The following is an 18,035-nucleotide window of genomic DNA, read 5'->3' on the forward strand; positions in this document are numbered from 1 at the left end:
CCCGTCAGCTCACCAGAGCCAGCGGCGCCCCGCTGATCACCCGGCTGCGCTGCCCGTGCACATCGACGGGCACGTCGCCCATCAGCGTGATCCGGTTCATCAGCCGGTACTGGTCGTCGTAGTCGTCGACGGCGCGGTGCTGGGTGGCCCGGTTGTCCCAGATAGCGACGTCGCCCGGCTGCCAGTTCCAGCGAATGGTGTTCTCCGGCGCGGTGATCCGGTTCTGCAGCAACTCAAACAGAGCGCTGGATTCGCGGCTGTCCAAGTCGACGAAGCTGCGCACGAAGTCGCCGGCCACCAGGGTGCGTTCCCCGGTCTCGGGGTGTACCCGCACCACGGGGTGCTCGGTCCGGAAGTCGGGCATCTCGAATGCCTGCCGGAACGCGCGTTGCAGATCCGTCATCGGCTGCTGCTGGACATAGTCGTAGCGGTTGGTGTGCACCGCCCACAGGTTGTCGACCAGGTGCTTCAACGGGTCCGGGAGGTCGGCGTACGCCGTCGCGGTGTTGGCCCACAGTGTCGAACCGCCGTAGCTGGGCAGGGTGACCGCCCGCAGGATCGACGCGGCCGGGTAGTTGGCGGCGAACGTGACGTCGGTGTGCCAGCGGTTGGCCTTGCCGAGCTCGGAATTGATCGGGGTGATGACCGGGGCGTCCGGGGCCAGGGCGGTGGCCGCCGGGTGACCGATCGGGGTGCCGAGCAGCGCGGCGAAGGCGAGTTGCTCACGGTCATCGAGGTGGTGCTGGTTGCGGAAGAAGATCACCTTGTGAGTCAGCAGCGCCGCGCGGATCTCTTCCACCGCATCGGGGGAGAGGTCGCCACTGAGGCGGAGGCCGTCGACCTCCGCGCCGATGCGGCTGCCCAACTTGTGTACTGCTACCAGGTTTGTCATCGCTGTTCCTTCTGCGAGAGGGTGTAGTCAACTGACTACATAACAGCGAGTGTAGTCAGCTGACTACGCCACGGCAAGGGGGGTGCCACTGATCACCCGACTGCGCTCGCCCCGGGCGTTGACCGGCACGTCGCCGAGCAGTGTGACGCGGTGCATGAGCCGGTGCTGGTTGTCGTAGTCGTCGACCGCGCGGTGCTGGGTGGCGCGGTTGTCCCAGATGGCCACGTCACCGGACTCCCAGCTCCAGCGAATGGTGTTCTCCGGCTGTGTGATTCGACGCTGCAGCAGTTCGAAGAGGACGTCGGAGTCATGCGGGTCCAGTCCGACGAAGCTGCGCACGAAGTTACCGAGCAGCAGCGTGCGTTCGCCGGTTTCCGGATGCACCCGCAGCACCGGGTGCTCGGTGCGGAAGTCGGGTTGCTGGAATCCGGTCACCATGGCCCGCTGCGCCTCCGTCAACGAATTCAGGTCGGACTCGCTGATCGCGTAGTCGAACTTGTTGGTGTGCAGTCCCCACAGGTTCTCGACGAGGTGCTGCAGCGGTTCGGGCAGTGCGGCATAGGCCGCGGCGGTATTGGCCCACAGGGTCGTCCCGCCGTAGCTCGGCAGGGTGATCGCGCGCAGGATCGAGGCCGCCGGCGGGTTGGCGGCGAAAGTCATGTCGGTGTGCCAGGACGTCGCCTTGCCCCACTCGGAGTTGATCGGGGTGATGATGGGGCCCTTCGCCCCGAACGCGGCCGCTGCCGGGTGGCCGACCGGGATGCCCAACAACTCGGCGAACGCGAGTTGCCCGTCATCGTCCAGGTGGTGCTGGCCGCGGAAGAAGATCACTTTGTGAGTGAGCAACGCCTGGTGAATCTCGTCGACGGTGTCCTGGTCCAGGTCGCCGCCCAGCTGCACCCCGTCGAGGCGGGCGCCGATCCGGCTGCTCAGCTTGGTGACGGTTACCGCGTGTGTCATCTCGTGTTCCTTTTCCGGACGATCTGTGTAGTCAGTTGACTACCACGTTAACGTAGACACGTGACTACACGGGCGGCAAGCGTTTCGCGCGGCGCGATTCCCACCGGCCGGGAAGAGGTGGCGGCCGCGGTGCTGCAGGCGGCTGCTGAGCTGTTCGCCGAGCGCGGACCCGCCGCGACCTCGATCCGTGACATCGCCGCAAGGTCAAAGGTGAACCACGGCTTGGTGTTTCGTCACTTCGGCACGAAGGAGAAATTGGTCGGCGCGGTCCTCGACCACCTGAGCACGGCCACCACCACGGCGCGCCAACACGGGGCCTCGGACGCAGAAGTCGAGCAAGCCATGGAGCGGCATCTGCGGGTGATAGCCCGCACCTTGCTGGACGGCTACCCGGTCGGGCAGCTGCAGACGCATTTCCCCGGCATGTCGCAGCTGCTGGAGGCGGCGCGACCGCATTTCCCCGACGATCGCAGCGCGCGGCTGGCGGTGGCCAACGCCGCTGCCCTGCAATTCGGCTGGCGGCTGTTCGAGCCGTTCCTGCGGGCTTCGACCGGACTGGATGACTTGTCCGACGATGAGTTGCGGCAGTCCGTGATGGCCGAATTGGCCCGCATGGTCCAACCGCACTGACTCCCGAGAGCCGCGCTGCCTGCGGCGCAGGAATTCCGCAAGGTTTTCCCATGGATCGGGCCAGTGGGCCGGCCGATCCTTTGCACATGAAGACGAAGGCAGCAAGGCAGTTAAGTTTGGCTGGGGCGCTGGTCGCGCTGGCCACCGCGGGACTGATCACGTTTCCCGCTGCGGCACAAGCTAATCCGGGTGGCGGTGCCGGCCGGATGTATGGCGACCCCGCGGCGGCGGCACCGTTCTGGCGCCGGCAGGCCGACAACAGGGCCTGCGCACTGGTCGCGGTGGCCGATGTGGTCGGTGAGATCACCGGCAACGAACCCACCGAGGGCGAGGTCAAGGCGGTGGCTTCCAACACCCCGAACTCGGCTGGGACCGGACCGATCTTCAACGGCAACGGCACCGACCCTTGGGACGTAGCGGTTCTGCTGGGGCACTACGGTATTGCGACCAACAGGGGCCAGTTCACCATCGGGACGCTGGCACCGGAGTTGGGTGCGGCGCACAAAGTGCTCGCCGCGGTCAACGGCGAGACGCTATGGAATCAGCCTGGTGACCATGCCCACGAGGACCACTTCGTCGTCGTCACCGGCATCGATACCGCCGCAAATGTGGTGCACCTCAACGACCCCGGCGTCGACTACGGCCGCGACGAGGTGGTTCCCTTCGCGGTCTTCGAAGCATCGTGGGCCACCGGCGCCCACTTCGCCGTCATAGCCAAGTGATCGGGCCGCACTGATCGTCGCGGTGGGCCGTGCCGTACGGTGGGCCCGTGCGGGGGCGGGCATGACAACTCTGATCCTCACCGACAACGTCCACACGCACGCGCTGGCTGTCGAATTGCAGGGACGGTACGGCGAGAGTGATGTCTACCAGTCACTGATCGGCCAACTGCCGGGCGTGCCGCGCATCGACGTCAAGGGCAGTGTGGCGGAGATCTGTCAGCGCTATGACCTGGTCTTCTCGCTGCACTGCAAGCAGATCTTTCCGGCGGCGTTGCTCGACGGGGTCAGATGCGTGAACGTCCACCCGGGGTTGAACCCATACAACCGCGGGTGGTTCCCGCAGGTCTTCTCCATCATCGACGGACAGCAAGCCGGCGTGACGATCCATGAGATGGACGACCAGCTGGACCACGGCCCGATCATTGCGCAGCGGGAATGTCCGATCGCCTCCTGGGACACCTCGGGCAGCGTGTATGCCCGGTTGCTGGCTATCGAGCGGGAGCTGGTGCTCGAACACTTCGCCGCGATCCGCGACGGAAGTTATCGGGCGGAGCCGATGGCCAAGGAGGGCAACCTCAACCTCAAGAAGGACTTCGAGCGGCTGCGGCAATTGGACCTGGACGAGCACGGGTCGTTCGGGCAGTTCCTGGATCGCCTCCGGGCGCTGACACACGACGAGTTCCGCAACGCCTGGTTCGTCGATTCGTCGGGTCGGAAGGTATTCGTCCGTGTCGTACTCGAGCCCGAAGAGCAGCCCTGACCAGGCCGCCTAATTATGTTAGGCTGCCCTAACTCGATGGCTTGCGGGACGTCCCGCTGATTCTGGAGGCGGGGGTCATGCTGCGCGACAGCGCTGTGCTTCCCGTACCCGCGTTCGACATCGTGTTCATCGGAAGCGGTATCGCGTGCTCGATGACCTTGCTGGAGATGGCCGAGGTCCTCGTGCGTCGCCCGGCGCCCGCCAAACTCCGCATCGCGGTGGTGGAACGTGACGAGCAGTTCTGGTGCGGGATCGCCTACGGACGGCGGTCAAGTATCCGCTCGCTCGCCATTCAGAAGCTCGACGAGTTCGCCGACGAACCCGAAAAGGGTGCCTACTGCGGCTGGCTGGAGCGGCACAAGGACGCCTGGTTGACATTCCTGCGGCAGGAGGGGGGCGAGGCCGCGGCCCGCTGGCTCGACGACAACCGCGACGCGCTGAGCCAGAACCGGTGGGGCGGGGTCTACCTACCGCGATTCCTGTTCGGCGGGTTCATCTCTGAGCAGATCGCCACCACCATCGCTGATCTCTGCGGCCGCGGACTGGCCGAGATAACGACTATTCACGCCGAAGCCGTCAGCGCGGATTTGGTGGACGGGCATTTCGTCGTCGGCTTGGTCCCGTCGGCCGGCGGCGGTCCCGCGGAGATCCACGCACAACGGGTGGTCGCGGCTATCGGCAGCCCGCCGGCCAAGGCGATCGTCGATGGTGATCGCGAGCCGGCATTCACCTACATCAACGACCTTTACAGCCCCGACGGTGAGAGCAACGTGCAGCGGTTACGCCGGGCGCTGGACGGTGTCCCGGTGCGGGAACAGCGCAACGTCCTGGTCGTGGGATCCAACGCCACCTCACTTGAAGTGCTTTACCTGATGCACCACGAGCCGGCCATCCGCGAACGAATCGGCTCCATCACCGTCATCTCGCGCTCCGGGATGTTGCCCCACATGATCTGCGACGAGCCGCTCGAGTTCGAATTCCCGCGACTCGGCGAGTTGGTGGCGGCGCAGACGGTCAGTGCCGCCGCGTTGATGGACGCCATCCGCGCGGACCTGCGAACCGCCGCGGAACGGTCGCTGAACCTCGCCGATCTGTACCACGACGTCGGCGCGCTGATCGGTGCGGCGTTTCGCAGGATGGGCACAGAAGAGCTGGAAGAGTTCTTCTGCGTCCACGGCATGGACTACACGAAGCTGGTCCGCCGTGCTGGACGCGACTGCCGACAGGCGGCAGCGGAGTCGGCCGCCGAAGGCACCTTGACCATGGTTGCCGGAGAGGTGCTGGGGGTGGAACCGTGCGCCTCCGGCGGGCCCTTCGCCCGGGTGCGCTACCGGGCGCAAGGCATCGAGCAGACGTACCCCGAACAGTTTGCGGCAGTGGTGAATTGCGGCGGTTTCGAAGACCTGGACAGCTGTTCGGCACCATTCCTGGCCAGCAGCCTGCGCAACGGTCTGTGCCGGCCCAACCGCACCAACCGGGGTGTCCTGGTGAACGACGAATTCGAGGCCAGCCCGGGATTTTTCGTCATCGGTCCGCTGAACGGTGGCAATTTCAATCCCCGCATCCGTTTCTGGCATGTCGAGAGTGCGCCCCGCATCCGCTCCCTGGCGAAATCGCTGGCCGCCGTCCTGGTTTCGTCGGTGCAGCCGAGCCTGGTCGAGAGAGCCGGATGAACGCCCGAGACGCCGAGCGGCTCATCCGGAGCCTGATTTTCCGGGGTCCTGGTCGATGCAATCTCTGCGGCAAGAAGGTCCGCTTCAAAAGCATCAGCCGCACCTTGGGCCGGACCCTGGCTGAGCGTGAATTCCCCTACTCGCTGGACGAATTCGAGACGTTGAACCATCGCCGGTACCTGTGCCCGGTGTGCGGGTCCACCGACCGGGACCGGCTCTACCAGCTCTATGTCGAGCGGTTCCTGCCGCCCGGCGGGTTGCGCCGGGTGGTTGAGTTCGCCCCCACGGCGGCACTGTCTGCATATCTGCGTGGCCGGGACGACTTCCAGTACCGATCCGCCGACCTGATGATGCCCGGCGTCGATGACGTGGTGGACATCACCGATATGCCTCTTTACCAGGATGATTCGCTTGACTTCTTCATCTGCTCCCACGTACTCGAGCACGTCACCGATGATGGCCTGGCGCTGGATGAGCTGTACCGGATCCTGGTACCCGGCGGGCGCGGCATCATCATGACACCGGTGACGCCGCAGGGCAGTTTCGACGAGGACCCCGCGGTGGCCGACGAACGTGAGCGATGGCGCCGGTTCGCCCAGGGCGACCACGTGCGGCTCTACGACCGCGCCACCCTCTGCTCGCGGATTCGCCGGCACGGTTTCGGCATCGATGTGCTCGACTCGCGCGACTTCGGCCGAGACACGTTCTCCCGGCACGCTATCGGCTTTGGTTCGGCTCTCTACGTGGTGCGGAAGCCGTTGTCAGTCGGCGCTTGACGCGCGACGAGTACAGATACGCATGCTTGCGAACACTCGCCACGTCGCCGGAGAGGCGATGCTCGATCCGTCGCCAGCGCGTCTGCGTCCACCGGTGTTGCAATGAGAGCATCGTTATCCGCGGGTGGTCGGCGACCGAATTCAGCAGTGCGGCGCGTCCTTTGGGGCCCGGCACCTTGGCGATCTCGCCGAGTACCCAATCGGCCACCTTGCCGATGATCTTTTCGCGTGCATGGTCACCGGGGAACAGGTCCGCCATCGCCTCGAGCGTGGCCACCACCCCGTAGCCGCGTGACTGCCAGAACTTCTGCCGGTCGTGATCCGACTCGTACCAAATCCCTTGCGGGTGGCGCCGATACACCGCCATCGTGTCGGGCAGCATCGCGATCTCACCATTGATCGCATGCCGCACATGCAGGTACCAGTCGATCGGCATGATGTTGCGGGGGATGTCGTCATAGCGCTGCTGGCGACGGTAGACGACCGAATTGGTCTGGATGAAGTTGCGTGCCAGCAGCGCTTCCAGGCTCATGTCGCGACGCCAGCCGACCGGGGGGAACTCCGCGTCGGGTGCATCGTCGTGGATGACCCGCACCGGGTGGAAACACACGCTCGTGCGCGGATTCCGGTCCAGAAACTCCACCTGCTTGCTCAGCTTGAGCGGATCGGTCCAGTAGTCGTCTCCCTCGCACAGCGCGAGGTACTCGCCTCGGGCCGCGGACAGGCTCGCGACGAAATTCGCGTGCACGCCGATGTTCGTGGACCTGAAAATCGGGCGAAAGAGCTGCGGGTGGCGGTCGGCGTAGTCCCGGATGATCGCCGGCGTGGAGTCGGTGGATGCATCGTCGGCGATGACGACCTCGACGGGGAAATCGGTTCGCTGCGCGACGAAGCCGTCCAGTGCCTGGCGGATGAAGTTCTCCTGGTTGTAGGTGATCGACACGACGCTCACCTTCGGGTAGTCGCTCGGTGCGGCCGGCCGGGTGGTCACGCTTCCCGCACCGCCGCGACCACCCGCGCGACATCCGCTGAGGCCATGTGGTCGTGCACCGGCAGCGACACTATCCGTGAGCAGATGTCTTCTGTGACAGCCAAATCGGTCGACTCGAGCAATTCGTCGTTGGCAACGAAATACGGATGCCGATGTTGGGCCGGGTTGTAGTAATCGCGCGCCCGGATGGCGTTCTGGTGCAGGTTGGCGAGGACGGCGCTCTTGTGGTCGGGTGTCGTGCAACACGCGCTGGCAAAGCAGAGCGCGGAGGAGTCGGCGTTCTGCTGGAACCGCATCCCGGTGTCAGCCAGTCCGGAGCGGTAGCTGGCGAGCACCGCGCGGCGGCTTTCCAGGCGGTGATCGAGTCCCGTCAGTTGGCGCAGGCCGATGGCGGCGTTGATCTCCTGAAGTTTCGCGTTCATCCCGAAATGGCCCGCCTCGCGGGAGTTTCCGAATCCGAAGTTCGCGAACCGGTAGGTCTGCTCGACCACGCGTGGGTCGCGCGAGACCAGAGCGCCACCCTCGCCGACGGCGAACGGTTTGGTCGCGTGCAACGAGAAGATCTCGCATGTTCCGCGTCCGCCGACGCGGTCGCCAGCTGGGTACGTCGAACCGAAGCCGGCTGCCGAGTCGATGACCATGGGCAGATCCCATTCGGCGGCAAGCTCTTCCCAAGCCCCGATCTGAGGGTTGCCGACCCCGAAGGCATTGGCGAGCACGATGCCCGCGATCCGGTCGCGGGCGCGCTCCAGAACGGCGCGGGCGGATTGGGCGCATGGTTGCCATGAATCGGCATCGATGTCGATGAACCACGGGCGGTACCCGTTCCACAGTGCCGCCTGGGCGACGCCGACGAACGTGAACGACGGCATCAGCACGTAGCGATCCCGGTCACCGGCACCGAAGGTGACGTGCATCGCGGCGATCAGCGCCATCGTGCCGTTCGCGAGGGTGGCAACATGCAATTCCGGTCCCAGGTATTCGCTGAGGGCGTGGGCGAACTGGCGCTCCTTGGGGCCGAAATTCGTATACCAGTTGGTGTGGGCGATCCGCCGGAAGTCCTCCGCCAGCTCCGCCGGTCCGGGGAAACTGGGGCGGATGAAGGGGATCTCGCCCGTGGCCGTGTCGCCGGCCCCGGAGCTGGTCCTGGCTCTGTGCGGCGAAATACGTGCCGATGGCCGTTCCAGCATCGAGCCATGGAACGTGCGGAACTTCATGAACGCGGAAGTCAATGTCGGCCTACCAGGGCTCCGGGTGATCGGGGAGTTATGAGGTTAGCCTTACCTCCATCCGCTTGTCACGCCGGGGTCGGTCGTTCAGGCCAACGGCATAGACACCACCGCTAAGGCGGGACGACGGGCCGAACTACGTCGCGGGCGCCATTCTGGCCAGGCTCCTGCGGTGGATCGGCTCCCGGCCCGGCGGCTGCGGCGGCGGCGGCAGCAACGCCTCGCGCGGGCGCACCGCGATCGTCGAGGGCTCTTCGGTGCTCAAGGTGAGATCCTCGCCAGCGTGCTTGATGACCAGCTCACCGCCCGGACCGTCGCGCAGGGTGTAGGTGACGTTCTCGTGGTCAGCGTCCACCGTCACGCGAAAACCACGCCAGCGCAACCGGAATCGCAACCGGGAGATGCCGTCGGGCAGCTGTGGGTCGATGGACAGCACGCCCTCGTCGTCGCGGAGTCCGCCGAAGCCCGCGACCAGCGCGGTCCACGCCCCGGCCAGCGACGCCATGTGCAGACCGTCGCGGGTGTTGCGGTGCAGATCGCGCAGATCGATCAGTGCAGCCTCATACGCATAGTCGTGGGCCAGCTCCAAGTGGCCGACCTCGGCGCACATCACCGCCTGGGTGCAGGCTGACAGCGACGAGTCGCGGACGGTCCGCCGCTCGTAGTAGTCGACGTTGCGGGCCTTCTGTTCGGGGGTGAACTCATGGCTCTGCCACTGCATGGCCAGGACCAGGTCGGCCTGCTTGATCACCTGCGCCGGATAGAGCCGGACGTAGGCCTCGTGCATCAGCAGGGGGTAGGTGGCGTTGGTCTGGAAGTCCCATTCGGCGAAAGTGGTGAATCCTTCGCACTGTTGGTGGACGCCCAACTCCTCGTCGTAGGGGATGTGGGCGGCATTGGCCGCGTCGCGCCATGCGGCCATCTCCTCGGTGGTGACGCCCAGGGCCCCGGCCTTGTCGGGGTGGCGCTTGGCGGCATCGGCGGCGATGCGCAGGTTGTTGGCCGCCATCAGGTTGGTGAAGACGTTGTCCCGGACGATCGCGGTGTACTCGTCGGGGCCGGTGACCCCGTCCAGGTGCCACACCCCGTGGCGGTCGTGGTGCCCCAGCGACATCCACAGCCGGGCGGTCTCGATCAGCACCGGCAGGCCGCACTCTTCTTCCAGGGAATTGTCGCCGGTGACCAGGCGGTAGCGCTCGAAGGCCATGGCAATGTCGGCATTGATGTGCCAACCCGCGGTGCCGGCCGGCCAGTATGCCGAGCACTCCTGACCCCGGATGGTGCGCCACGGGAAGGCCGCGCCGTCCAGGCCCAGCTCTGCCGCTCGTTCCTTGGCCAGGTCCAGCGTCGAGGCACGCCAGCGCAGGGCGTCGGCGACCGCGTGCGGCACCGTGTAGGTCAGCACCGGCAGCACGAATCCCTCGGTGTCCCAGAAGGCATGGCCGTCGTAGCCGGTCCCGGTGAGGCCCTTGCTGGGGATGGCGCGGCGCTCCGCGCGGGCGCTGGCCTGCAGCAGGTGGAACATCCCGAACCGCACCGCCTGCTGGCTTTCCGGATCCCCCTCGACCTCCACGTCGGCCGCGTCCCAGAACAGATCCAGGTAGGCACGCTGTCCGTCGAGCAGACCCTGCCAGCCGCTGTAGCGGGCGCTGGACAACGCCGCGGCCGCCTGGTCCCGCAACCCCGGACGGGACCGCAGGCTGGACCAGCCATAGGCCAGGTATTTGACGATGCGTAGCTTCTGGCCGGGCCGCAGACCGCAGATCACCGTGGTGCGCGCCAGGTCAGCGCGGACGTCGGTGCTGATCTCACACCGGCCTGGAACCTCGACCTCGTGATCCATCGCCGCAGCCATCATCAGCGCGCTGCTGCGGGTGCGATGCATGAGAAGCGCTCTGCCCTCGGTGATTTCGTGATCGACGGCCTCCAGCGGGTTCTCCAGGATGGCCGACACCCGGGGGTCGTCGGAGGTTTCCGGCTGGTCTTCGTTGGTGACGAGTTCGGACTGCACGGTGACCCGGGAGAAGTCGTCGATGGCTTCGACGACGTACTCGATGGCGGCGACGCTGCGGTGGACCAACGACACCAGCCGGGTGGATGTCACCTTGACCTGCTTGCCGGTGGGGGAGCGCCAATGTGCGCAGCGGGTCAGCGTTCCGGCGCGCAGGTCGAGAATGCGCTCGTGGTCCAGCAGTTCGCCGTAGCGGACGTCGAACGGCTCGTCGTCGACCATCAATCGGATGATCTTCCCGTTGGTGACATCGACGACGGTCTGACCGGCTTCGGGATAGCCGTATCCGGCCTCGGCATACGGCAGTGGCCGGATCTCGTAGAAGGAGTTCAGATAGGTGCCCGGTAGCCCGTAGGGCTCGCCTTCGTCGAGGTTGCCGCGTAATCCGATGTGCCCGTTGGACAATGCGAACAACGACTCCGACTGGGCCAGCAGGTTCAGATTCAGCCGGGTCTCGCGAATCTGCCACGGCTCAACTGGAAACGCTTCCTCAGAAATCATGTTGTTTCCCCGTCATCGTCATTCAGCAGTTCGGCGAGATCGGTCACCACCACGTCGGCGCCGTTGTCGCGCAGTTCTTCGGCTTGACCGACCCGGTCGACACCCACCACGAGTCCGAAGTTACCGGCCCGGCCGGCCTGGACGCCGGAGATTGCGTCCTCGAAAACCGCGGCGGCATCCGCCTCGACACCGAGCAGTTCCGCGCCGCGCAGGTAGGAGTCCGGCGCCGGCTTGCCGGCGATGTCTTCCTCGCGCAGTGTGACTCCGTCCACCCGTTGTTGCACGAACCGGTCCAGCCCGGTGATCTCGAGGACGTCGCGGGTATTGGCGCTCGACGAGACGACCGCGATTTTCAGCCCGGCCTTCTTGACCGCTTCCAGGTAACGGCGCGAGCCGTCGAACACCTTCACGCCGTCTTTGTGCAGAACCGCTTGGAACGCATCGTTTTTCCGCGTGCCCAGGCCGTGGATCGTCTCCGCGTCAGCGGAATCGTCGGGGCCGCCGTCGGGCAGTTCGATGTCCCGGCTTTCCAGGAATGACCGGACTCCGTCCTCGCGTTTCTTGCCGTCCACGTACTGGCGGTAGTCGGAGTCGGCGTCGAAGGGAACGAACTCTTCTCCTGACTGCTCGGCGCGCTGCTTCAGGAAGGCGTCGAACATCTCCTTCCAGGCCCTGGTGTGCACGCTTGCGGTGTCGGTGAGCACACCGTCGAGGTCGAACAGGCAGGCGTGCACTTTCTCAGGCAGACCGAGCGCAGATACCACTGGCGCAACCCCGCTTCCATGTAGTTGGCGATGTAGTTGGCAACACCCCTCCACATGCCCGGTGAGGCGCAGGCGGCAAACTATGAATCTATTAAGCCGTGTTTGCGGGCCACCTCTTCAAAGCTGCTGCGCACCGCCAGGATCTGCTGAGCATTCAGTGCTGGAGTTATGTGCAATAGCTTCTCGGTAATTGTCTGACGGAATTCTTCGGGCGAAAGCACGTCGAAATATTCATCGCCGGCCACTGACGGGTCGTCGTCAACGGGCCCGGAAGCGTTCGACAAACGTACTTCGCGCGCGAATTTTCCCCGATTTCCCTCGTCGATCTCAAAAGACACCTGCGCACCGCGCACAGCCCGGTTTTTCTCCACTTCCAGGTCGTTGACGTGCAAAAACACGTCTTCACCACCGATGTCGGGGGTGATGAACCCGTAACCACGAACCCCGTCAAACCGCACAATTCTGCCCGTGACCCGCACGCCTTTTACCCCTGATCGATCCGTCGCCTGCTCCGGCGAGCATACCGCCGGGCAGCGGTCCGACGATGCGGGAGCGATTCAGGTTCCGGCAGCGGCCAGCAACTGTAAGGACGACCGATCGAAGTAGACGTCATTTCGTGCCAGTCGGTCACCGTGAGCCAGCGCCAGGTCCATGCCGTCAATTTCGACTTGCGAGTCGGCGCCGGTGAGGCAGAAGGTGGCGCGCCACAGGACGCCGGCGCCATCCGCGTCGCGCAGCGGGTACGCCTCGCGCAACGCCCAGTGCATCTGCCAGCGGTCGAAAAGCTTCTCCAGATAACGCGACATCGCATCGGCGCCCTCGACGAAGCCGCGGGTGTTGGGATCGCGGTAGCGGACGTCGTCGGTGTAGCAGTCGACGACGCGCTTCACTTCCTGGGTGTTCCAGGCTTCGAGGAGTCGTTCGGCCATGGCGGTGGCGCGGTGGTGGTCCATTGTTGCCTCCTAGAGCAATACTCCAATATTATGGAGTGATAGACTAGCAGCGTGGCCGGCTCCCGTACAGCCCTCCGTGCCGGCGCCGACCGCCGATCGGCGATCATCGGTGCGGCGTTGAATCGTTTTCTCGCACAGGGCATTAGCGCGACATCGCTGCGGCAGATTCAGCGCGACGCGCAGGCCAGCAACGGCAGCTTCTTTCACCACTTTCCCAGCAAAGAATCGCTGGCGGGCGCGGTGTACGTCGACTGCGTGACGACCTACCAGCGCGATTTCCTGACCGAACTCGCCCGGCACGCCGACGCGGAGGCGGGCGTGCGGGCGATGGTGGCCATGCACCTGCGGTGGTGTACCGATCACCCGGAAATGGCGCGATTCCTCATCACGATGACCGAGCCGGCGGTCCTCGCGGCGGTGGCGACCGAGCTGAAAGAGCTCAACGAGCGCTTCGCCGGCACGCTTCAGGCGTGGTGGCGTCCACACGCTCACTACGGGACATTGCGGCCGCTGGGGCTGGCGCACAGTCAGGCGCTCTGGCTGGGTCCGGCTCAGGAGTTGGTGCGCGCCTGGCTGTTGGGTGTGCTGGCCGATCCGCCCGACACCGAGGATGCCGCCGTGCTTGCCGAGGCAGCATGGCTCTGCCTGCGCGCCAACGGTTTACAGCAGTCCAGCGACATCGGCGACGATCGACTTGGCCGCGCCGTAGTAGGCATAGGCGAGGAAGAAGCTCAGGAAGGTCAGTAGTCCGGTGTCCGCGGCGACGGGATAGCCGATGGCGTTGACGATGCCGGCGGGATCTCCTTCGACGGCTTGCCTGATGCCGTCCAGGAAGAGGTTCAGGTCATAGGACGGCAGCGAGACGGCGATGGCAGTCAAGGTGTCCACTGTCGGCAGCAGGGTGGAGTACGCCGACGCCGCGGCATGCGTGGCGGCGGTGGTGATAGTGGTGTTCGCCGTCTGCAAGCCGTGGATGAGGCTCTCGACCGTAGGTGGCGTGAATGCCGGCAGGGTCAGGTGCGGGAGGCCTGACGGTGAGACGTTCGGCAGCGACGGTAGGTGCCAGGAGCGGAGGTCGGCGGCGGCGGCGCTGATGCCCTGCTGCGTTCCGCTGACCAGGTCGTTGCAGACTGTCCCGGGGCTGACGTCCGGGAAGAGCCCGAACGGGGTGGGGACGTTGGCCGGCCCGGTCGAGTATCCGTAGTCGGGGTCGCCGTAGCCCAGGTTCACGATCACCTTCAGGTCGGGCTGAATCAGATCGGCGATCGTGTTGCCCAGGAACGACGTCCGCAACGGCTCCAGCAGCGGCAGATTGTGGGTGGGGATCATGTAGTACTTCGTCATCGTCGGTCCCGCGGTGGGCAGTTGGACGGCGGTGGCGACCTGCTCCGCGGTGAGGGTGGGATACAGCGGGTGGACGTAGAGCGCGCCGAGCATGGCGTTGGCGTCAGCGACGATGTTGAGCGGATACCGCGGGAAGTCGGCGAAGCCGTCGTACTCGATCGTGTACATGACGGTCGGATAGTCATTGGCGGGTGTGGACCCCGGAAACGACTTGCCCAAACTCGGCAGGGTCAGACCGTCGAAGCGCGAATACAGCCCACCGTTGGGATTCATCGGGTTTCCGACCAGTGCGAAGCTCACGGCGTCGCTCGGCACCCCGGCGGCCTTCAGGCTCGCCATCTCCAGCGACGCGATACCGGCTCCCTGCGAGAAGCCCTGCACGACAACGGTATTGCCCGATGTCAACTGTGCGTGGATCGCGCTGTCGAGAATAGTCAGCCCCTGGGCCCAGGATGCGTCCTCGGTCAGGGTCTTGATGCCGGTGATCCAGTACGACTGCGCGGGAGTCAGCAGAGCCTGGGCGTTGGTCACGGTGAAGGCGGGGAAATTGGGTGTGACGTAGTTGGCCATCACGGAGTTGACATAGCTCTGCGAGGGCAACGGGAATCCGCTGCCGCCGATGACCAGGGTGACGTCGGAGGCCGCCGCCGGGGCCGTCGGAGTGGCCTGCCACGGACTGAGCCGGGCGACCGCGGCCGCGGCGCCGGCGTAGTAGTCCGACATGGCAACCACATCCTGGGCCCACATCCGCTCATACTCGGCCTCGGCGGCAGCTATCGCGGGTGCGTTGAGCCCCAGGATGTTTGACACCGCGAGCGAGATCAACTGCATCCGGTTGCCGGTCAGCGCCTCCAGTGGGACGGTGGCGGCGAGCGCCGCGTCGTAGGCGGCAGCCGCGGACGCCGCATGGCGGGCTGCGTCGGCGGCGTTCGTCGCCGCGTCCCGCAGCCAGCAGGTATGCGACAGCGCCAGTTCGGTCATGGCTGTCGCCGAAGGTCCCTGCCACGGCGATTCCGTCAGGCTCGATACCACCGACGAGAACTCGTTCGCCGTGGCCGCCAGGTCTTCCCCCAGGCCCGCCCACGCCGACGCCGCGGCCAGCAGCGACCCCGGTCCCGGCCCATTCGCGATGCGTGCGGAAGTTATCTCCGGCGGTGAGACCAGAAAATCCACCCAAACCACCCGCCCATTCAAACTGTCAACGTAAGTAGACGATCGAACGGACTATAGGAGCGCTTCGTTATTTCCGTCAACTTGGGTTGACAACCATGGAGTCCGCCACATGGCTAAACTCGGTCCCCGTGGAATCAGCCTCCCCGCGGCCCGTGTTGGTGGTCGACTTCGGTGCTCAGTACGCCCAGTTGATCGCCCGCCGGATCCGCGAAGCGCGGGTGTACTCGGAGGTGATTCCACACACCACCTCGATCGAGGAGATCCGGGCCCGCGACCCGCGGGCGCTGGTGCTGTCGGGGGGGCCGGCCAGTGTCTACGCCGAGGGTGCTCCACAGCTGGATCCGGCGTTGTTCGACCTCGGCCTGCCGGTGTTCGGCATCTGCTACGGATTCCAGGCCATGGCCCAAGCGCTCGGTGGCACCGTCGCGCACACCGGAACCAGCGAGTACGGCCGTACCGAATTGAAAGTCCTTGGCGGTGAGCTGCATTCAGATCTTCCCGGCGTGCAGCCGGTGTGGATGAGCCACGGCGACGCGGTCACCGCGGCGCCGGAGGGCTTCGAGGTGGTGGCCAGCAGTGCGGGGGCGGCGGTGGCCGCTTTCGAAGCCCGTGAACGTGGGCTGGCCGGCGTGCAGTATCACCCGGAGGTGATGCACACTCCGCACGGACAACAGGTGCTCAGCCGGTTTCTGCACGAGTTCGCCGGGATCGGCGCGGAGTGGACACCGGCCAACATCGCCAGCGCGCTGATCGAGCAGGTGCGCGAGCAGATCGGCGACGGCCAGGCGATCTGCGGCCTGTCGGGTGGGGTGGATTCGGCGGTGGCGGCCGCGCTGGTGCAGCGCGCCATCGGCGACCGGTTGACATGCGTCTTCGTCGATCACGGGTTGTTGCGGGCCGGTGAGCGTGCGCAGGTGGAGCGCGATTTCGTGGCCGCCACCGGAGCCAATCTGGTGACGGTCGACGCGGCGCAGACCTTCCTCGAGGCGCTCTCGGGCGTCAGCAATCCGGAGGGCAAGCGCAAGATCATCGGGCGGCAGTTCATCCGGGCGTTCGAGGGCGCAGTGCGGGATGTGTTGCACGGCAGCCAGATCGACTTCCTGGTGCAGGGGACGCTGTATCCGGACGTGGTGGAGTCCGGCGGCGGCAGCGGCACCGCCAACATCAAGAGTCACCACAACGTCGGCGGTCTGCCCGACGACCTGAAGTTCAAACTCGTCGAACCCTTGCGACTGTTGTTCAAGGACGAGGTGCGTGCGGTCGGCCGGGAACTGGGGCTGCCGGAGGAAATCGTTGCGCGCCAGCCGTTCCCGGGGCCGGGGCTGGGCATCAGAATCGTCGGCGAGGTCACCGCTTCGCGTCTGGACACGCTGCGGCGCGCGGACCTGATCGCACGGGAAGAGCTGACGGCGGCGGGTCTGGACAACCAGATCTGGCAGTGCCCGGTGGTGCTGCTGGCCGACGTCCGCTCGGTGGGCGTGCAGGGTGATGGGCGTACCTACGGGCACCCGATCGTGTTGCGGCCGGTCTCCAGCGAGGACGCCATGACCGCCGACTGGACCCGGGTGCCCTATGAGGTGCTGGAGCGCATCTCGACCCGCATCACCAATGAGGTCCGCGAGGTCAACCGGGTGGTGCTGGACGTCACCAGCAAACCGCCCGGCACCATCGAGTGGGAGTGATTCTGATCGGCCCCGAACGCCGCTGACCCGGGATACGATAGCGCGATGATCGGGAGCCTTTCCGCTGTTCAGGCGGAGCGTCGCGAGTTCTGGGGCGAGCTGTGCCCGGGAATGTCGATCGAAGGTGGCGGTTATGCCAGACCGGCCGCGGTCGGCGAGATCGACCCACTACTGGCCAATTTGAAGCGCGAGGGTTACGTCCAGATACCCGATGCGTTGTCGGAAGGGGCCATCGCACCGATCCGCTATGCCGTGTCGACACTGTTCCAGCGCGGCATCCCACTGGCTTTCGCGTTCGTCTACGACGAGCCGTGGCTTGCGTTCCAAGGCCTTTCGCGATTCCTGACGTCCGTCCTGGGCGAGGGTTACCAGGCGCTGCCCGACTTCTGGGTCTGGCACGTCAACCCCAACGAGAACGCGCTGGGCTGGGGCCCGCACCGGGATCGGGTGATCCCGACCCTCGATGCCGACAACTCGCCGCACACGCTGACGGTCTGGCTGCCGTTCACCGACGCCACCCCGCTCAACGGGTGCATGTACATGCTGCCCGCCCACCTCGACGACCGGTTCCGGCAACGCCGGTGGGACGGTGAGAACAACACCGTCGTCTACAACCCGCAGGACATCCGGGCGTTGCCGGCGACGGCCGGATCGGTGCTGGCCTGGAACCAGGCCGTGCTGCACTGGGGCGGGCGCGGCAGCCGGCTGGGATCCGCGCCGCGGATCAGTGCCGCCTTCGAGTTTCAGCGGGCCGACCGGCCGCCGTTCAACAACCCGCTGCTGGATCCGGCCCGGATGCCGACCTTCCAGGAGCGGCTCGGGCTGATCGGCAAGCAGGTGCTGCAGTACCGCCATATGTATCCGCTCAGCGATGAGGTCTCGGGGATCGCCACCTCGCTTTTTCAGCGGTTCATGCCGGGCGTGCCGATCCCGACCCCGTTTCCGGTGCCGACGGGCGTCGCGGCCAACTAGCT

The 18,035-nt window shown here is 65.9% G+C and carries 17 protein-coding genes; 8 read left to right on the forward strand and 9 right to left on the reverse strand.

The window, feature by feature from the left end:
• Nucleotides 1-4 precede the first annotated feature (4 nt).
• Nucleotides 5-892, reverse strand: a complete 888-nt coding sequence (locus AO501_RS19140; RefSeq protein WP_055579206.1) for a TauD/TfdA dioxygenase family protein — start codon at nucleotides 890-892, stop codon at nucleotides 5-7.
• A gap of 63 nt (nucleotides 893-955) precedes the next feature.
• A complete protein-coding gene (locus AO501_RS19145; RefSeq protein WP_055579207.1) occupies nucleotides 956-1,852 on the reverse strand; it encodes a TauD/TfdA dioxygenase family protein in 897 nt (298 codons plus the stop codon).
• Nucleotides 1,853-1,912: 60 nt separating this feature from the next.
• On the opposite strand from AO501_RS19145, the gene AO501_RS19150 reads away from it, so the two are divergent.
• From AO501_RS19150 to AO501_RS19170, 5 genes are all read left to right on the forward strand, one after another.
• A complete protein-coding gene (locus AO501_RS19150) occupies nucleotides 1,913-2,482 on the forward strand; it encodes a TetR/AcrR family transcriptional regulator (protein WP_082658722.1) in 570 nt (189 codons plus the stop codon).
• A 50-nt stretch (nucleotides 2,483-2,532) separates the two neighbouring features.
• Entirely contained in the window at nucleotides 2,533-3,204 is a 672-nt protein-coding gene (locus AO501_RS19155) for a C39 family peptidase (protein ID WP_156452678.1), read from the forward strand.
• Nucleotides 3,205-3,265: 61 nt separating this feature from the next.
• A complete protein-coding gene (locus AO501_RS19160) occupies nucleotides 3,266-3,964 on the forward strand; it encodes a dTDP-4-amino-4,6-dideoxyglucose formyltransferase (protein ID WP_055579210.1) in 699 nt (232 codons plus the stop codon).
• Nucleotides 3,965-4,041: 77 nt separating this feature from the next.
• Complete coding sequence (locus AO501_RS19165; RefSeq protein ID WP_055579229.1) at nucleotides 4,042-5,637, forward strand: FAD/NAD(P)-binding protein; 1,596 nt, start codon at nucleotides 4,042-4,044, stop codon at nucleotides 5,635-5,637.
• Nucleotides 5,634-6,413 carry a methyltransferase domain-containing protein gene (locus AO501_RS19170; RefSeq protein WP_055579211.1) on the forward strand — a complete coding sequence of 260 codons (780 nt, stop codon included), beginning with the start codon at nucleotides 5,634-5,636 and terminating at the stop codon, nucleotides 6,411-6,413. The genes AO501_RS19165 and AO501_RS19170 overlap by 4 nt, the downstream gene beginning before the upstream one ends.
• On the opposite strand, the gene AO501_RS19175 is transcribed toward AO501_RS19170, so the two are convergent.
• From AO501_RS19175 to AO501_RS19200, 6 genes are all read right to left on the reverse strand, one after another.
• Entirely contained in the window at nucleotides 6,355-7,365 is a 1,011-nt protein-coding gene (locus AO501_RS19175) for a glycosyltransferase (protein ID WP_055579230.1), read from the reverse strand. The genes AO501_RS19170 and AO501_RS19175 overlap by 59 nt on opposite strands.
• A gap of 35 nt (nucleotides 7,366-7,400) precedes the next feature.
• Nucleotides 7,401-8,621: a DegT/DnrJ/EryC1/StrS family aminotransferase gene (locus AO501_RS19180; RefSeq protein WP_055579212.1), complete on the reverse strand. Its 1,221-nt coding sequence runs from the start codon at nucleotides 8,619-8,621 to the stop codon at nucleotides 7,401-7,403.
• 148 nt (nucleotides 8,622-8,769) lie between these two features.
• Nucleotides 8,770-11,145, reverse strand: coding sequence for a glycoside hydrolase family 65 protein (locus tag AO501_RS19185; protein WP_055579213.1), 2,376 nt, complete (start codon nucleotides 11,143-11,145; stop codon nucleotides 8,770-8,772).
• On the reverse strand, nucleotides 11,142-11,909 hold the full coding sequence (locus AO501_RS19190; protein ID WP_055579214.1) for a beta-phosphoglucomutase family hydrolase: 768 nt from the start codon (nucleotides 11,907-11,909) through the stop codon (nucleotides 11,142-11,144). Before AO501_RS19190 ends, AO501_RS19185 begins: the two co-directional genes overlap by 4 nt.
• Before the next feature lie 80 nt (nucleotides 11,910-11,989).
• Nucleotides 11,990-12,388: a cold shock domain-containing protein gene (locus AO501_RS19195; RefSeq protein ID WP_055579215.1), complete on the reverse strand. Its 399-nt coding sequence runs from the start codon at nucleotides 12,386-12,388 to the stop codon at nucleotides 11,990-11,992.
• A gap of 78 nt (nucleotides 12,389-12,466) precedes the next feature.
• On the reverse strand, nucleotides 12,467-12,862 hold the full coding sequence (locus AO501_RS19200; RefSeq protein ID WP_055579216.1) for a nuclear transport factor 2 family protein: 396 nt from the start codon (nucleotides 12,860-12,862) through the stop codon (nucleotides 12,467-12,469).
• Nucleotides 12,863-12,913: 51 nt separating this feature from the next.
• Between AO501_RS19200 and AO501_RS19205 the strand changes: the two genes are divergently transcribed.
• A complete protein-coding gene (locus tag AO501_RS19205) occupies nucleotides 12,914-13,609 on the forward strand; it encodes a TetR/AcrR family transcriptional regulator (protein ID WP_082658723.1) in 696 nt (231 codons plus the stop codon).
• Here AO501_RS19205 and AO501_RS19210 read toward each other — a convergent pair.
• Nucleotides 13,523-15,379: a PPE family protein gene (locus AO501_RS19210; RefSeq protein ID WP_055579231.1), complete on the reverse strand. Its 1,857-nt coding sequence runs from the start codon at nucleotides 15,377-15,379 to the stop codon at nucleotides 13,523-13,525. The two genes, AO501_RS19205 and AO501_RS19210, sit on opposite strands and share 87 nt — an antisense overlap.
• A 95-nt stretch (nucleotides 15,380-15,474) precedes the next feature.
• Between AO501_RS19210 and guaA the strand changes: the two genes are divergently transcribed.
• On the forward strand, nucleotides 15,475-17,061 hold the full coding sequence (guaA, locus tag AO501_RS19215) for a glutamine-hydrolyzing GMP synthase (protein WP_055579217.1): 1,587 nt from the start codon (nucleotides 15,475-15,477) through the stop codon (nucleotides 17,059-17,061).
• Nucleotides 17,062-17,106: 45 nt separating this feature from the next.
• Nucleotides 17,107-18,033, forward strand: coding sequence for a phytanoyl-CoA dioxygenase family protein (locus tag AO501_RS19220; protein ID WP_055579218.1), 927 nt, complete (start codon nucleotides 17,107-17,109; stop codon nucleotides 18,031-18,033).
• The last annotated feature ends 2 nt before the right edge of the window (nucleotides 18,034-18,035 follow it).

The organism is Mycobacterium gordonae (genome assembly GCF_001417955.2).
GTDB classification, from domain to species: Bacteria; Actinomycetota; Actinomycetes; order Mycobacteriales; family Mycobacteriaceae; genus Mycobacterium; species Mycobacterium gordonae_B.

Bases quoted from the DNA above. Each gene is read 5' to 3' on its own strand.
- AO501_RS19180 (WP_055579212.1), bottom strand. From the start codon at position 8,621: ATGAAGTTCCGCACGTTCCATGGCTCGATGCTGGAACGGCCATCGGCA.
- AO501_RS19220 (WP_055579218.1), top strand. From the start codon at position 17,107: ATGATCGGGAGCCTTTCCGCTGTTCAGGCGGAGCGTCGCGAGTTCTGG.
- AO501_RS19200 (WP_055579216.1), bottom strand. From the start codon at position 12,862: ATGGACCACCACCGCGCCACCGCCATGGCCGAACGACTCCTCGAAGCC.
- AO501_RS19145 (WP_055579207.1), bottom strand. From the start codon at position 1,852: ATGACACACGCGGTAACCGTCACCAAGCTGAGCAGCCGGATCGGCGCC.
- AO501_RS19160 (WP_055579210.1), top strand. From the start codon at position 3,266: ATGACAACTCTGATCCTCACCGACAACGTCCACACGCACGCGCTGGCT.
- AO501_RS19140 (WP_055579206.1), bottom strand. From the start codon at position 892: ATGACAAACCTGGTAGCAGTACACAAGTTGGGCAGCCGCATCGGCGCG.
- AO501_RS19170 (WP_055579211.1), top strand. From the start codon at position 5,634: ATGAACGCCCGAGACGCCGAGCGGCTCATCCGGAGCCTGATTTTCCGG.
- AO501_RS19185 (WP_055579213.1), bottom strand. From the start codon at position 11,145: ATGATTTCTGAGGAAGCGTTTCCAGTTGAGCCGTGGCAGATTCGCGAG.
- guaA (WP_055579217.1), top strand. From the start codon at position 15,475: ATGGAGTCCGCCACATGGCTAAACTCGGTCCCCGTGGAATCAGCCTCC.
- AO501_RS19155 (WP_156452678.1), top strand. From the start codon at position 2,533: ATGGATCGGGCCAGTGGGCCGGCCGATCCTTTGCACATGAAGACGAAG.
- AO501_RS19165 (WP_055579229.1), top strand. From the start codon at position 4,042: ATGCTGCGCGACAGCGCTGTGCTTCCCGTACCCGCGTTCGACATCGTG.